The sequence below is a fragment of the Bacteroides uniformis genome (assembly GCF_025147485.1).
GTDB lineage: Bacteria > Bacteroidota > Bacteroidia > Bacteroidales > Bacteroidaceae > Bacteroides > Bacteroides uniformis.
Map to the genome: position 1 here is coordinate 3,944,039 of NZ_CP102263.1, position 15,756 is coordinate 3,959,794.

Here is a 15,756-nt window from a genome sequence, read left to right on the forward strand (position 1 = left end):
CTCTTATTCGTAACGGATGGAAGTTGCCGGATGGATGCGTGTAATCAGGAATGATGGGCCCAGCAACATCAGGACCGAAGCCAGCAATGTGCCGGCATTCAGCAGCAGGAACAGCCAGATATTGAAAGATACCGGAACAGTAGCCATGTAATAGGTTTCAGGGTCGAGCTTGAACAAGCCGGACCAGCGCTGCACGAAATAGAACGCAAGGCCGATTATGTTCCCCCAAAGCATGCCTTTCCCAATGAGGAAGACCAAAAACCAAAGGAAGACTTTACGGATGGTAAGGTTATTGGCTCCCAAAGACTTCAGCACGCCTATCATGGAGGTACGCTCTATGATGATAATCAGCAGGCCGGATACCATGGTGAACCCCGCCACTCCAATCATCAGAATGAGAATGACCCAGATGTTGACATCCAAGATGCCCAGCCAGGCAAAGATTTGGGGATTGAGCTGCTCTACATTGCGGACGCAATACTCGGCACCATAGCGGTCGGGATTCTCGTCCGTATCGACAGCTATCTCATAGGTGGTTTCTTCCAGCTTGTCATAATCGCGTATTTCCAGCTCCACACCGCTCACCTGGTCCGGCTCCCAGTTGTTCAGGCGATTCACCAAATAGAGGTCGGTAAGCAGGAATAGGTTGTCGTATTCGGAGAAGTTGGTTTGGTAGATACCTACAATCTTCAGGCGGCGAGCACGCACATCGTCCTGGATGAAGTAGGTGTCTATCTTGTCACCGAGTTTCAATTGCAGCTTGTTGGCAAGAGACTTTGAGATGACTACGCGGTTGGACGAAGCGGAATCGCTGAATTGCGGAAACTCCCCCTCCAGCAGATGGCGGTGGAAAAAGGTGCTGTCATACTCCTGCCCCACACCTTTCAGCACCATTCCCTGAAAGGCATCGGCGGTCTTTATCATCCCCGGCTTGGTGGAGTAGCGTTGTACATGCTTCACTTCGGGATAATCGGAAAGCGCAGCCATCATGCTGTCGCCCACCACCACCGGGCGCGTCTCATAAGAGCGTGCAGCATCCAGGTTGCCTATCTGGATATGGGCACCGAAACCCACGATTTTATCCCTTACCTCGCTCTTGAAGCCAACAATGACGGACACGGCAATAATCATCACCGCCAGTCCGAGAGCAATACCCACCATGGCAATAAGGACAGCCGGACGGGAAACTTGCTTGCCCGGCTCCGAGTTGCGATAAATGCGCAACGCTATAAAGCGAGATAAGTTCATAAATTAATCCCTAATCCTTCATTTCTCTTCCCGGATAGGCTTCCAATGCTTTTTGCAATACAAACAAGGCGCGGTTCAAGTCATCTTTCTTCAGTACGTATGCGATACGCACTTCGTTGCGACCGGAACTCGGCGTAGTATAGAATCCGGACGCAGGCGCCATGAATACCGTCTGTCCCTCGTATTCGAACTCCGACAGACACCAGGCACAGAACTTGTCCGAATCATCTACCGGAAGCTTTGCCACCGTATAGAATGCTCCCATCGGGATGGGCGAATATACGCCCGGTATACGGTTCAATCCGTCAATCAAGCATTTACGGCGTTCTACATATTCATCGTATGTGTCGCGCAGATAATCCTCATCGGCATCCAGCGATGCTTCTGCGGCAATCTGGCCTATCAACGGAGGACTGAGACGCGCCTGGCAGAACTTCATGACAGCATCCCGGATTTCCTTGTTCTTCGTTATCAGGGCACCGATGCGGATGCCGCACTCCGAATAGCGCTTGGACACGGAATCAATCAGCACCACATTGTTCTCAATGCCCTCCAGATGGCAGGCAGAGATATAGGGAGAACCCGTATAAATAAATTCACGGTACACCTCGTCCGAGAAGAGGAACAAATCGTACTTCTTCACAAGGTCGCGAATCTGGTTCATTTCACGGCGTGTATAGAGGTAACCCGTAGGATTGTTGGGATTGCAAATCAAAATAGCACGCGTGCGCTCGTTAATCAACTCCTCGAACTTCTCTACCTTGGGCAACGAGAAACCCTCTTCGATGGTCGTGGCAATGGTGCGTATCTTGGCTCCGGCAGAGATGGCAAACGCCATATAATTGGCATAGGCCGGCTCGGGAACAATGATTTCATCCCCCGGATTGAGGCAAGCCAGGAAAGAGAACAACACCGCCTCCGAGCCGCCGGAAGTGATGATGATGTCGTCTGCAGTCAGATTGATATTGTACTTTGCATAGTAACCCACCAACTTCTCGCGGTAACTGCGATATCCCGCACTGGGACTGTATTCCAGAACTTTCCGGTCGATGTTCCGTATCGCTTCAATCGCGACTTCCGGAGTAGGCAGGTCGGGTTGACCGATGTTCAGGTGAAATACATGTATACCCCTCTGCTTGGCAGCATCTGCCAGAGGAGCCAGTTTTCTGATAGGAGATGCGGGCATCTCCATTCCGCGAATAGATATTGTTGGCATGAGGTTTATTTACTATTTGACGATTTATGATTTACTATTTAATAGAGTATTTATAGGTGATATTGCTATCACTTTATCATTAAAGTTGCAAATGTAGCGAATTATTTGAAACCAAAAGGAAGGCAAGACCATAAAAACTTTAAAAAACTTATCTATCGTAAAAACTCTATGATATGTAAACAGAAACTTGTATCTTTGAAAAAGCAAACGAGCCAAGTAGAATCAATTGTAAATAGTAAATAGTCAAATAGTAAATAACACCATGGTCATCAACCTTATAACTTTTGCTTCCATACTGCATAAACAAGCATCAGTCCGTAGCTCCCACGAAGTGATATTGACTGAATTGGAAAAATACTTTACCGTCAACTTCATTGATTACAAAGACATAGACAAGTTATCACCCGATGACTTCAGTATTATATTCATTGCCACCGGAGGTGTGGAACGGCTGGTAATCCAGCATTTCGAATCCCTTCCCCGCCCCGCCATCCTCTTGGCAGACGGCATGCAGAACTCACTGGCCGCCGCTCTCGAAATATCTTCCTGGCTGCGCGGCCGGGGAATGAAAAGCGAGATTCTTCACGGAGAGCTCCCCGAGACCATCAAGCGTATTTTTGTCCTGCACAGCAATTTCGTGGCACAACGCAGCCTTTTCGGCATGCGCATCGGCGTAATGGGCACTCCGTCCAGCTGGCTCGTTGCCAGCAATGTGGATTATCTGCTTGCCAAACGCCGCTGGGGTATCGAGTACACAGACGTCTCATTGGACCGCATTTATGAATACTACGGACAGATAACGGACGACGAGGTGGGCGAAGCATGCGCCGGACTGGCAGGAAAAGCGCTTGCCTGCCGAGAGGCAAGCCCCGAAGACATGATAAAAGCCATGCGGCTGTATCGAGCCATCAAGAGGATTGTAGAGGAAGAGCGACTGAGCGCCATTACCCTCAGCTGCTTCCGCCTGATAGACCAAACGGGAACCACCGGCTGCCTTGCCCTTGCCTTGCTGAACGACGAAGGAATCATTGCCGGATGTGAAGGCGATTTGCAATCCGTCTTCACCATGCTGGCCGTAAAAGTGCTGACGGGGAAAAACTCCTTCATGGCCAATCCTTCCATGATAAATGCCCGTACCAATGAAATCATATTGGCACACTGCACCATCGGCATCGCACAAACGGAGCAGTTCATCATACGCAACCATTTTGAGACGGAAAGCGGCATCGGTATTCAGGGAATCCTGCCGACGGGAGATGTAACCATCGTAAAATGCGGAAGCGAAAGCCTGGACGAATATTACTTGAGCACCGGCACGCTTGTTGAGAATACAAACTACATCAATATGTGCCGCACCCAAGTGCGGATAAAAATGAACTCCCCTGCCGACTATTTCCTCAAGACACCGCTGGGCAACCACCACATCATGCTGTATGGCAATTACGAGGATATATTGGAAGAGTTCCTGCAAGCCAATGCCTGCAAACGGATTGAATGATTACTCGTTCGCATCCGGTATCACCACCTCGAAACGCGTTCCTTTTCCCAACTCTGAGGAGACCGAGATAGAACCATGCAGGCGGTCTACGATGGTCTGGCAAATGCTCAGCCCCAAACCGGCGCCCTGCGTAAAGCTGTCTTCTTTGTAAAAGCGTTCGAAGATATGTTTCTGGGCGTCTTCAGAGATACCGCTTCCCGTGTCTTCGACAAAGATGGTGGTATATCCTTCCCGGTTCGTGACATAGCCGAAGGTGATGCTGCCCGTTACCGTGAATTTCTTGGCATTGTTTATCAGGTTGTTCACGACCTGCTTCAAGCGGACGGAATCGGTGATGACCAATTTGTCTTCCCCTTCCGGAATCTCTATACGCAGCTCTACATCCCGAGGCATACTCAGACGCTGGGATTCATGGACCTCCTGCATGATAAACGCCAGGTTGAATGCTCCGAACTTAAAGTCCATCGTGCCCGATTCTATGCGCGAGAGGTCCAGAATATCGTTTATCAACGCCAGCAGCAATGTACAGTTGATGTTGATTGTTTCGACGAACTGCTTTACCTCTTCCGGAGAAAAAGCGTCCAAATCCTTCAACAAATCCGAGAAGCCGACAATGGCATTCAAAGGGGTGCGTATCTCATGGCTCATATTGGCAAGAAACGCAGATTTGAGCTTGTCGGCCTGCAAGGCACGGTCACGTGCGGCAATCAAGGCCTCTTCCGTATCCTTGTAACGCTGGATGCTCTGGCATACTCCCAATACCATGTATGGGGTATCAACCGTCAGTCCGTCATAAGCGGTACTGCGGAACTCCCACCATTCATAGCTCCCATCCGCACTCTTCAACCGGAAACTCATCCGTGAATTGATTTCATTGCCCAACAGAATGGCATCAAAATTCCTGCGCGTATGCAGCAAGTCTTCCGGATGTATAAGGGTGTCCATCTCATCACGTGCCAGCAAGTCCGTATCATCGGTATACCCGAAACGGCGCAGCAATCCACCCGGGAAATGGAAACGGTTCATATGCATGTTGTACTGCCACGGATAAATGGAGCTTTCCTCCACCGCCATATTGAAGAAGCGTCTCTGCATCTCTTCTTCGGAGATATTGCGGCATACAATCGCCATTCCCGTCATCTTTTCATTGGCAAAGATAGGTACTACCTCGCCGGAAACGGGGAAATACGTTCCCTGATGGTTTTCCTGCATGAAGGCTTTCTCCGGAATAGAAATAGGTCTCTTTCCGGTACGTACTTTCTTCAACAAGTCCTGCAGGATGTTTTCTCCATTCATGTAAATCCTGAAAATGGAGCCGGCCATCTGCCCTTCATAGAAACGGGACGTATAGGTTTCGGAAGAAAGTCCCAACATCTGTAACAACGGACGGTTGACAAAATGGATGCGCAGGTCGGTATCATACGTAATCAAGCCGTCGCGAATGGAACAGAAGATATTGTCGAACTCGTCGCGCTGCTCCACCAGGCGGTGCTGTATCAACAAGCGGGTCTGGGCATGTATGCGCTTACGCGACTCCCTGCGGTTGGCACGGAAAAGCCAGGCAACCAGCAGCACCAATGCCCCGACAATCAGCGAATAGAACAGAATGAACCAGACACGGTAACGCTCCATCAACGGTATATTCAAAATGATGCCCTTGCTCTCCGCACGGTTCGTGTCCACACGGAAAAACTGCAACTGTTTGTAATCGAACAGCAACTTGCCCCCAAAGTCCTTTACTTCCAATGAGGCGGGTGACTTGCCCTTCAAAATACTTGCAGCCTGCCGGCCGGCAGCAAAAGCATCCTCTCCGGGAACGGCATCATACACACACAGAACACCGTTCGTCATAGCCAGGTTCTGGCTGGTAAACACGGGGGCCTTCAACTTCAAGGAAAGAAAGGGAATCCATTTGGGAGCAATGACAATATGCTTGTAGGCATTGTAGTCATAGCAAATGGAAGTGATGATAGAGTTCAAGGACTTGGCCTGCACATTCAGCACTTTCAACTCATGCTCCGGATAGTTGCTCTTTATGCGTTCCCAGGATTCCTCCACAGCCTTAACCCCTTTAAGGCTCAGGAAACTGCTGTCGGACAGACAGACCAACTCCCTGCGGGAAGGAAACATGCGGACAGCCGCATCCAGCAAGACATCGAAATCCGTTTTCGAAACATAGCCGGAGACGTTGGGCATTCTTTCAAAGACTCTCTCATCCGGGTATTTGATACCCGAAACCACTACCGGTATCTGATAAGGCAGGGAATCACCGCAATGGGTCAATGTGAAGAAAGCCTCATCGCTGGAGGTCACAATCAAGTCCGTTTTCCGTTGCCTGGCACGCTCGCAGATGCGGCGCATGATGAAGCACTCGGAAGCGAAAGACCAGTAATCGGCATTCAGATATTCAGTAGTGATATTGGCTTTAACTCCCCCCTTGTCCAGTCCGTTCTCCAAATTTTCTGTCAGAAGGCTGTGCCAAGGAGTATTTTTTGTATAGGACTGTATGAAAAGTACATTGTACGTACGTCCCGTAGCCGAAAGTGTTCCCGACATCAACCACAACAAGCCTGCAAACAATGGAAAGAAAAGGCGTTTCATCATAATATAGATTTTGTATACTCAACGCAAAACTCTTATTCGTCACGCAAATATACAAGTTATATTGAGAATGAGCACAGATTATTCAAAAAAAACTCACTCATCGTGCAATGCTTCGGCAGGCTGTACCTTCATGGCCCGTGAAGCCGGATACCAGATTCCTGCAATCACCATCAATGCCATCAATATCCAGACAATAGAAACGCATATGACAAATCTCCCCCAAGTGGCATCCGTGGCTTCCGTAAAAGTGACATCTGCCATAACCATATTGATACATATCATCAAAGCGGGGATGGAAGCAAGTGCCAACAGCAGCAACCCTTCACCCAGCAATTGCCAGCGTATTCTTCCGCGGCTGCTGCCCATGGCCATGCGCAAAGCAATCTCGCTGCGGCGATGGCGGGTACGGAACCAAAAAGTTCCCATCAGCCCGATGAATACATTGAAAACAAAGAATATCACAATGAGCCTTGCGCTGCGGATATACGGGGTGATTCCTTCGGCAGCATCCCGCTCTATCTTCTGGTCCTTATAGCTCTGTATGTCGAAAAGATAGAATGGAGCGACCTGCAGCTGCGACATCATATCCTGATAAAAACGAGCTGCAAAATTATCCGTATCCGCCTCCGGACGTATCCGTAGGGAGATGAACGGGAGGTACTGGTCCTCATAGAACCAACCGGGGAAAGGAGTCAGGACAAAAGGTCCGTAACGGGCATAGTCATCCGTCTTCTGCAAGGCACAGACTGCAGAGACACGGTAACGGAGACCTCCGCTGTAATAATCCAGAAACTCGCGGCCCACCGCCCCGGCACTTGTCTGAAAAAGACTGTCTGCCAAATCACGGGTCACCACGGCAGGCAGAGGACTGGCAGTGGAATTCCAATCCGAGACATTCCCCTGCAACAGCGGAATGCGCATGACGTCGAAATATTCGGGAGACACATAGCGCACTGTAGTCTCGACAACATGCACGCTGTCCGTCGTATACCCCTGGTAAACACGCCCGCGGGTATAAGTATCGGTACCCAGCCACGTGGCAGCACTTTCCACTGCAGGATATTGCCTGATACGCCGGAGCACTTCCTCCATCGGCTTGAACCAGAAGGTCTGCAGGCTGTCTTCCGACGTGCACGGCACTATCTGTGTGGGATTGCAGGAAATCCTTATCTTATAGACATGCTCCAAATCATACCCCTTAGGCTGCCGTTCTGCATGGGCAAAGCCATAGAGTACATCCACACAATACCACATCAATGTAAATACAATCAACAGCTCGGCAAACAGCCAGCCGTTACTGCGGCGCTGGTTCCATATCTGGTGTAAAATAGAATGTATCATACTCGTTACTGTTTTAATTGGGATTCGTTTATCCGCTCATTCTCCGCCAAGAACCTCGGCTATAGGGCGACGGGTGGCATGCCAGGCAGGAATAAACACAGAAAGCAGGTTGAACAACAGACACACCACCAATACAGCCACGAAAACCGCAGGACGGAGGAAGAGCCAGACGCTTACATCAAAATTCGTTCCGGGAGCACCATCGCCAAGCATCCAGTCCTTACCCAGCCATAGGAATATGCACGAAAAGAGAAAACCGAGCAATGCGCCGGCAAATGCCAAGGCCAGGTTCTCGCGGAGCAACTGCACCATCAAGGTAGAACGGCTGACGCCGTATGCTTTCCTTACCGCAAGCTCAGCCATGCGACGGGACATTTGCGAAGATATAAGTCCGCTGACATTGATAGCGGGCACAATAAGCAATATCAAACCCAGGATGATGCAGGTTACGGCAGGACTCATCGTGTCATTACGGAAGAACTGCCGTTCCGTATAGGTGCTGAGGTCGGGAAGCTCCAGTTCATATTCGACCAGTATCTCGTTGAAGCGGGCAAGCGACTGTTCTATCTGCCGCTTGAGTTCCTCTCTGCCGACACCGGGCTTGACAAGGGCCACAGCCTCGAAATCTCCCCGTAGCCCTTCACTGCCCAGACCGGAATCCCGGGTGGAATAAGGCATCCACAACTCTCCATAGGCAAATGTGAACAGAGAGCTCACATCCTTGGTGACCCCGACAATGCGCTTAGGGCGAAAGTTGACAAAATAATTTTTGCCAATGGCTGCTTCGGCAGACCCGAAAGCTTCGCGAGCAAGCTGTTCGCCTATAACCACGACATCCCGGCAAGCATCGAACTCTTCGGTACTGAAAAGACGGCCCGCCACAAGAGGGATATCGTAGACACGCCAATAGTTCAAATCCACCTGACGAACCGTACGGCGCATTCCCCGCACGGGCGAATCCCCACAGTATCTAAGATAGGTAGGTCCCAGATAGGTGACAAGTTCCGCACCCGGAAGTTCTGCAAAAATAGCGTTGACAGCCCGATAAGACATGCCCGTATTGGAATTGCTGTGGTCGGACTTGCGGTAAGAGTATCCATAAGAAGAATATACCATGCTACTGCGGTGCGACTCGGGAGCCAAGTCAGCCGTCTGGATGTCATACACCATGTAAATGACCATGACAAAGGTTATACTCACTGCCGTACCGATGACGGAAACAGCACTGAAAAAGGGATTCTGGCGGATAAGAGCTAAAATTTGTTCCATAGCTTTCTATTCATCGTGCAATGCTTCGGCAGGCTGCACCTTCATCGCCTTGCGGGCAGGAATACCTATACCGATGACAATCATTAGGGTAATCAGCACAAAGCTGATGGCAGCACAGAGCAGCAGGCGGTCCCACTCCAACGTCGTACCGTTCCTCCAGGAATTCAACTCCAGGTGTGCAAGATTATAATCGATGAGCAATGCAACGGGGGTGACAATTGCCAACAACAATATCCCTTCACTAAGCAGCCGGCTGAAGATGGCACGGTCTGTCGCTCCATGCGCTTTGTGCAGTGCTATCTCCGAACGGCGTTGCTGCGTACGGAACCAGAATGTTCCGAGCAAGCCGAGGAAAATGTTCAGCAGCAGGAATCCCATACCCATCACATAGTTACGGATGTCATTGGTCCATGCCTGCTGGTAGTTGCGACGAATATCCTTGAAAGAACGTATCTCCGAAATGAAGATATTGCCTATGCGGAACTGGCTCTCACTGTCTGCCTTCAGCCTCTCAATGAAGTCATTGTCCTGCCCTTCACGGACGCGGACACAAAGTTCGAGACCGATATAGTAGAAACTCTGCTTCACCATCATGGAATATGAGCTTCGCGCCTGGTCATAATCGTGATAGCGTACATTTTGCAGTGCAGCACCCAGCCGGTAGGTCTTCGTAGTATCACCAAAAAGATAGAACCGCTGGCCTACGAGATCTGTCATCCGGCGGTCGTATTTCCGGTAGAGGTTATCCGAAGCCATAAACTCCCCGCGCTCCAACATTTCAGCCAATTGTTCGGGTGTCTCGCCACGCGTGCCCCGATAGCGGAATACACGGGGAAAGTCCGGTGTCACTAACCTGCGGATGGTCCAACCGGGAGAACGCAAAGTGTCATAGCTTACTTCAGCGCCTGAATTGCTTCCGTTGTAAGGATATGAATTCTGCGAAAGGCTGACCGCTTCTATCTCCGGCCGACGACGCAGACGCTCCAACAACTCGGCTATGTCATCGTGGGTTTGCTGAGAGGTATGCCCGGCTATGTAGTCGGGACTTTTGGGTGTCAGTTCCCCCAACTCTATAAGGTAGCAGTGCTCTATATTAAAGCCTCTCGGCTCCAGATAGGTGGCGGCGCGCGTGTAGAGATAGTCTACCACGTACCACATCACTACACTCACTACCAATAACTCCAACACCAACCATAGGTTTGAGAGCCATTCATTCTTTATCTGTGTAAGAAGTTTCTTAGTCATTTTCTTCAATGATTAATGTTTTGTGATGGAGTTATTTATGCAAACGTCCGCCCAATGCATTTACAATCCCTATTCTTGATGCACGCCATGCGGGAATACCGGAACTTAGTAAGTTTAGCACAAAGCAGAACAACAACGCCCAGCCAAAGGTGGAGCCATGCAGCAATATGCTTGCATCCACTGCCGGAGGACTCAGCGTCTGGCTGAATTCCTGCGCAAACAGCAGTGTATTTCCCAAATAAGCGAATGCTACACTCAGCAACAATCCCATCACCCCTGCCAGCAATGTCACCACCAGATTTTCTGCAATGATTTGCCCCATCAGTTCCAGTCTCGTTGAACCGAATGCCCGGCGCACACCAATCTCTGCCACACGCTGGCGCAGACGGCTCTGCGTCATCGAGCTGAGGTTGATGGCAGGAACAATCAGTAGAATGATGAAGATAATGAGACGCTGCCTGCGTGCCTGGTCCACGTCCGGTTCGATGTTGGCAGCCATTCCTGCGGCATTTTTCTCCTGGTCATAAGGACGGTTACGGTAAATCAACGAATAACCATTCTCGCCAATTACAGTGTCGTACTCCTGACGGCGGCGTTCCGTCTCCTCACGAATAGCGGGAAAATCATCACGGCTTTTCGCCAGAATGGTAACGCTCATCATCCCCATATGCTCATCACTCCATGTGCTTTTCGTTATCTCAGTAGAAGTATAGGGCACCCATACCTGCGCATAGGCAGTGTTGGCCAAAGTAGAAACATCCTTCACTACACCGGACACTGTATAAGGAGCATGGTTCAAAAGGAATTCGCGACCAACAGCCTCCGTTGTCTGGAATAACCTGCGCGCTACACTTTCCGTAATTACCGCTACGGGTAGTCCGGCATCGAATGTAGCCTGGTCATAAGGTTTCCCGGCAACAAAAGAAAAATCAAACACACGCCAGAAAGTATCATCTGTCTGCAACAGGTCGATACCCGTTGCAGGTTGTCCCGGCAGATTCACGGGGGTAGAAATGACCATACAGGTATAAATCGTTACTGCTTCGGGGGTCTTCAGCGATTTGAAGCACTCAAGCGCAGTCTTTATCCCCATCGGTCCGTTGGAACTGTTTCCCTCTCCCCAGCTTTTGTTGGTGATGCTCATATAATGCACATGTAGAAAGCGGTCGCGGTTGCTCTCCGGAGCAAACGGAGCTACCTTCACCTGCTGCATCATCACCACCAGCATGATGAGGAAGATGGCAAGTGCCGTACCGGCTATGCTGACGGCACTAATCATCGGTTGCTGCCGCAACTGTGCCCAGGCTTGTGTGAAGTATTGCTTTATCATATTGATATTTACGATTAGACGATTTACTATTTACGATTGGTGTTACCGCTACTCAACGGCCCACCTTCAGGTTACATGTATTCACTCCGCCTATGCCTCCTTTAGAAATGTCAGCATGCCCGGCAGTTCCGCTCAAAGTGACGTCACCCACACCACTCATTCTGGCAGTCAAATAATCGCAGACTACATGAATATCGGCGCTACCTACTCCGCGTAAAGTAACTTTCAGCTCGTCACACGTCAAATCGGATACATTCACTTCACCCACTCCCTTTACCTCAAATGACACTTCATCCAGTTTCAAGGGCTTCTCACAATTGAATTCCCCTACACCGGTAAACTCCACCTTCTTCAAATCAGGAGCCGAAATCCAAATGGTCACGCCATCTTTCTGATTTCTCATGCTCTTGTTTTTCCTATCCTTGAAGCCTATCAGCAGACAGCCGTCCTTCACTGTGGTTTCTGTATTCTTCACGTGCTTCTCCTTACCTTCAATCTTGAAAGAATAAGTGTCACTCTGTGTAAAATAAATTGTTCCCACAGACGTTATCTCAATGGACGAAAAGGCATCCACTTTGCGCACTTCACTCACTTTGGTATCTTGTGCATAAACACTCAGCATACCTACAAATGTCAATATCAATGCAATGATAATACCTACTATATTAGTTTTCATTTTTCTTCTTTTTTATTGTTAATCCTCTATTGTTTTTCATACTACTCTTCATGCAACGCCTCTGCCGGCTCAATCTTCATAGCCTGCCGTGCCGGAAACCATATTCCAATCACTACCATCAGAGCTATCAGTAACCAAGCCCCTAGAGAACCTGCAAGGAAGCGTATCACACTCCACTCTATCGGCCAAGTGGATATGAGAGAGGTACGTCCTATAGTAAATTCCGCCATCCCCACATTGTAGCATACAACCATGGCAGGCAATGTCACTAACGCCAATAACAGTAACCCCTCACCTATCAGTAAACGAAACACACCGCCACGCGTACTGCCCATCGCCATCCGTAGAGCTATCTCCGAACGGCGGCGGCGAGTACGGAACCAGAAGGTGCCTATTAACCCCAAAAATACATTCACCAGCAGGAAGAGCACCACCACAGCCTGACTGTTCACCTTATCCGTATCGCCATTCATCACCTCGAACTGCAACTGTTGTTCAGTATAGGGAGCGGCATCTGCCACAAACGCATTGTCCGTGTCCAGTTTAGGCGCTATTTCGCGCAGAAACTTCTCCCGATAATCCGGTCCGTCGGCAGCAGGCTTCACGCGGAAAACAATCTGCGACCAATTGTCGGCAAACTCTGCCTTAATCATATTCTCTCCCAAATGATAAAAGAACCAAGGTTCCTCAACTCCATAACGATAGGAACGGAAAGCACCGGTCTTCCCCATCTGCTTGATGATTGTAACAGAATCACCATTACCTAACGGCGTAGTCTGCGAAAACTCCGGCATTTTCTTACGAAAACGTTCAAAAGCGGCATTACTCAGTGTCACATTGTTCCATCCTGCGGGAGTGTCCCGGAACGGGTGACGCGGGTCCTCACTTATCCGGAAAACATCCATATATCCTCCAGTCGTATAAATACAGCGTCCTTGCACCCAGGAAGTATCTTGCACAACCAACGCATTGTAACTATTACTGCCACTCATCGGAAGGCTCCAATAACAAAGGGCAGCTGCCTCTACGGAAGGCTCTTGTTCCAATTTCGCCAATATACCCAGATATTTATCGGCATCAGTCAGACTCGTATCCCGACTTTCTCCACCTACAACGGTGGATAATTTATAGACATGTTCAATATTATAACCCAGCGGACGGTAGAAAGTATATTTCATGCATCCCAGTGAGTCACAGAGGAACCACATCACGATGAATACCAAGAACAATTCAGCCAATACCCAGCCGTTACTGCTGAAGCGTGCCTTTATCATACGTAAGTTATGTATCGTAAATTTCATATCAAGTACCTCCTTCTATTTATCATTCAAAGAATCTACAATAGTGCGCCGTGCCGCTATCCATGCAGGCAGTGCCGCACTCAACAGATTGATGACCACACAGAAAACAAATGCCAGCAGGAATACCCACGGACTAAACAGCGCCTCCATGTTCAAGCTGAACTCGCCCGACGTACCCACATTCTGATTATTGGTGAACAGCCACATACGCATGGCATATACTGCCAAATAACTGAAAAGCAGTCCCACTACTCCACCCAGTAATGTCAACATCAGATTTTCGTTCAGTATCTGCCGCACAAGCACACTTTTCGTTCCTCCAAAAGCCTTACGTACACCTAATTCGGTAATACGTTGCTGCATGCGGCTGTTACTCAAGCCACACAGATTGAGTGACGGTACCAACAAAATGATAAATAAAGCTACGGCATATTGAAGATAAAGCATTGTCAAGTCTGGCCCTACATTAGCCCATACGTGGTTGACGTGCGCCACGATATTGTCCGGCTGTTCCATGATGTCTATCTGTTTATTACCCAATCCGGCATTAACACGTTCCACCTGCTTGGCAATGCCCTCCCGGATGGCAGGAAAGTCATCAGATGTACGTGCCAATACAGCAATCTGCATGCCTCCCAAATAACTGTGGACTCCGGTAATTTTCAGTTCGTCGGCACTGTACATACCCCACACTTGTGCATATGCATCCTTAGCAGTGACGGAAACATCTTTCACCACTCCCACGATACGTGCAAGTTCCCGGTTCAGCAGGAATTCCTGTCCCACTACATCTGTACTTCCATACAGTTTCCGCGCTACAGACGCACAGACTACTACAGCCTTGCTTTCTCCAGCACGGTCGGCTTCGCTGAAGCCGCGTCCGGCAAGAAACTGCATGCTGAACACTTTCCAGAAGTCGGGATCTGTCCGCATAGCATCCACTTTCACCCGATTGTTACCGTCAGTCAACGAAGCCAACGACAAACCGGCTGGGGAAAATGCCGTACAGTATTCCACTTCGGGCACCGGCTGCACGCATTCTTTCATAAATGCCGCCGAAGGATTACTCCAATTATTATTGCCGTCCTTTTCCTTGTCGTATACGTGCATAGCGGAAAAGTAAAGACACCGACTGCGGTTCACTTCCGGTTCCAAGTCAGCATATTTTGTCTGCCAAGTAATCACAATAGCCATAATCATGGTGATAGCAAAGGCCGTACCCAATATGGAAATCGTACTTAGCAGCGGATTCTGCTTCAAGATTGTAAAAGCTTGTCTTACGGTTTGCATTTCATTTATTGATAGTTGATAATTAATAGTTGACAGTTGGCTGTTAAGCAGTAATTATTCCACCTGACGTCCGTCGAAGAAGCGGACGGTACGTGAGGTCTGTTTGGCCTGCTCTTCATTGTGGGTCACCATCACGATGGTACGTCCGTCTTCCTTGTTCAGTTGATGCAACAGTTCCATGACTTCGGCACCCATCTTGGAGTCCAGGTTACCGGTGGGCTCATCGGCGAGGATTATCTCCGGGTTGCCGATAATGGCACGGGCAATGGCTACACGCTGGCACTGACCGCCGGAAAGCTGTGTAGGCATGTGACGCATGCGGTGGCTCAAACCGACCTTCTTCAATACCTCTTCCGCCAGATGACGGCGTTCCTTGGCAGACACCTTTCTATACAGCAAAGGCAGCTCCACATTATCCAGCACATTCAGCGAATTAATCAGATGGAAAGACTGGAACACAAAACCCAGCTTCTGGTTACGGAAAGCAGCCAGCTCCTTGTCCTTCATGCCGTCCACTTTCGTACCGGCTATTTCGATGGTGCCGCTGGTAGGTGCATCCAGTAAACCCATAATGTTCAGCAACGTAGATTTTCCACAACCGGAGGGTCCCATGATACTGAGAAATTCTCCCTTGTTCACTTCGAGGTTTACATTTTCCAATGCCACGGTTTCAATCTCGTTTGTACGATAAATCTTGTTGATGCCAGTTAACTTAATCATAATGGTAAGTATTTAATT

General features: G+C 49.3%; 12 protein-coding genes. 1 reads left to right on the forward strand and 11 read right to left on the reverse strand.

Annotated elements, in window-relative coordinates; genetic code table 11:
- Positions 1-3: 3 nt before the first annotated feature.
- A complete protein-coding gene (locus NQ510_RS15995) occupies positions 4-1,248 on the reverse strand; it encodes an ABC transporter permease (RefSeq protein ID WP_005831139.1) in 1,245 nt (414 codons plus the stop codon).
- A 10-nt stretch (positions 1,249-1,258) separates the two neighbouring features.
- Positions 1,259-2,464, reverse strand: a complete 1,206-nt coding sequence (locus tag NQ510_RS16000; protein WP_034526055.1) for a pyridoxal phosphate-dependent aminotransferase — start codon at positions 2,462-2,464, stop codon at positions 1,259-1,261.
- Positions 2,465-2,726: 262 nt separating this feature from the next.
- Here NQ510_RS16000 and NQ510_RS16005 point away from each other — a divergent pair, with 262 nt between their 5' ends.
- On the forward strand, positions 2,727-3,962 hold the full coding sequence (locus NQ510_RS16005; protein ID WP_005831144.1) for a fucose isomerase: 1,236 nt from the start codon (positions 2,727-2,729) through the stop codon (positions 3,960-3,962).
- Here the strand turns inward: NQ510_RS16005 and NQ510_RS16010 are convergent, their stop codons facing one another.
- From NQ510_RS16010 to NQ510_RS16050, 9 genes are all read right to left on the reverse strand, one after another.
- A complete protein-coding gene (locus NQ510_RS16010) occupies positions 3,963-6,566 on the reverse strand; it encodes a sensor histidine kinase (protein ID WP_005831146.1) in 2,604 nt (867 codons plus the stop codon).
- A 93-nt stretch (positions 6,567-6,659) separates the two neighbouring features.
- Positions 6,660-7,907, reverse strand: a complete 1,248-nt coding sequence (locus NQ510_RS16015) for an ABC transporter permease (RefSeq protein WP_005831148.1) — start codon at positions 7,905-7,907, stop codon at positions 6,660-6,662.
- A gap of 36 nt (positions 7,908-7,943) precedes the next feature.
- Positions 7,944-9,176: an ABC transporter permease gene (locus NQ510_RS16020; RefSeq protein WP_005831150.1), complete on the reverse strand. Its 1,233-nt coding sequence runs from the start codon at positions 9,174-9,176 to the stop codon at positions 7,944-7,946.
- 6 nt (positions 9,177-9,182) lie between these two features.
- Positions 9,183-10,421 (reverse strand): ABC transporter permease, encoded by a 1,239-nt coding sequence (locus tag NQ510_RS16025; protein WP_005831152.1) that lies wholly within the window; start codon positions 10,419-10,421, stop codon positions 9,183-9,185.
- A gap of 31 nt (positions 10,422-10,452) precedes the next feature.
- Positions 10,453-11,751 (reverse strand): ABC transporter permease, encoded by a 1,299-nt coding sequence (locus tag NQ510_RS16030; protein ID WP_005831154.1) that lies wholly within the window; start codon positions 11,749-11,751, stop codon positions 10,453-10,455.
- 52 nt (positions 11,752-11,803) lie between these two features.
- Positions 11,804-12,427 (reverse strand): GIN domain-containing protein, encoded by a 624-nt coding sequence (locus NQ510_RS16035; RefSeq protein WP_005831156.1) that lies wholly within the window; start codon positions 12,425-12,427, stop codon positions 11,804-11,806.
- A 41-nt stretch (positions 12,428-12,468) separates the two neighbouring features.
- The gene (locus tag NQ510_RS16040; RefSeq protein ID WP_005831158.1) at positions 12,469-13,728 is read right to left on the reverse strand and encodes an FtsX-like permease family protein; all 1,260 of its coding nucleotides are present in this window, start codon (positions 13,726-13,728) and stop codon (positions 12,469-12,471) included.
- 15 nt (positions 13,729-13,743) lie between these two features.
- Positions 13,744-15,018, reverse strand: coding sequence for an ABC transporter permease (locus NQ510_RS16045; RefSeq protein WP_005831160.1), 1,275 nt, complete (start codon positions 15,016-15,018; stop codon positions 13,744-13,746).
- A 54-nt stretch (positions 15,019-15,072) separates the two neighbouring features.
- On the reverse strand, positions 15,073-15,738 hold the full coding sequence (locus NQ510_RS16050) for an ABC transporter ATP-binding protein (protein ID WP_005831162.1): 666 nt from the start codon (positions 15,736-15,738) through the stop codon (positions 15,073-15,075).
- Positions 15,739-15,756 lie beyond the last annotated feature (18 nt).

Coding starts and splice junctions, on each gene's coding strand:
- NQ510_RS15995 (WP_005831139.1), bottom strand. CDS start 1,248: ATGAACTTATCTCGCTTTATAGCGTTGCGCATTTATCGCAACTCGGAG.
- NQ510_RS16000 (WP_034526055.1), bottom strand. CDS start 2,464: ATGCCAACAATATCTATTCGCGGAATGGAGATGCCCGCATCTCCTATC.
- NQ510_RS16005 (WP_005831144.1), top strand. CDS start 2,727: ATGGTCATCAACCTTATAACTTTTGCTTCCATACTGCATAAACAAGCA.
- NQ510_RS16010 (WP_005831146.1), bottom strand. CDS start 6,566: ATGATGAAACGCCTTTTCTTTCCATTGTTTGCAGGCTTGTTGTGGTTG.
- NQ510_RS16015 (WP_005831148.1), bottom strand. CDS start 7,907: ATGATACATTCTATTTTACACCAGATATGGAACCAGCGCCGCAGTAAC.
- NQ510_RS16020 (WP_005831150.1), bottom strand. CDS start 9,176: ATGGAACAAATTTTAGCTCTTATCCGCCAGAATCCCTTTTTCAGTGCT.
- NQ510_RS16025 (WP_005831152.1), bottom strand. CDS start 10,421: ATGACTAAGAAACTTCTTACACAGATAAAGAATGAATGGCTCTCAAAC.
- NQ510_RS16030 (WP_005831154.1), bottom strand. CDS start 11,751: ATGATAAAGCAATACTTCACACAAGCCTGGGCACAGTTGCGGCAGCAA.
- NQ510_RS16035 (WP_005831156.1), bottom strand. CDS start 12,427: ATGAAAACTAATATAGTAGGTATTATCATTGCATTGATATTGACATTT.
- NQ510_RS16040 (WP_005831158.1), bottom strand. CDS start 13,728: ATGAAATTTACGATACATAACTTACGTATGATAAAGGCACGCTTCAGC.
- NQ510_RS16045 (WP_005831160.1), bottom strand. CDS start 15,018: ATGCAAACCGTAAGACAAGCTTTTACAATCTTGAAGCAGAATCCGCTG.
- NQ510_RS16050 (WP_005831162.1), bottom strand. CDS start 15,738: ATGATTAAGTTAACTGGCATCAACAAGATTTATCGTACAAACGAGATT.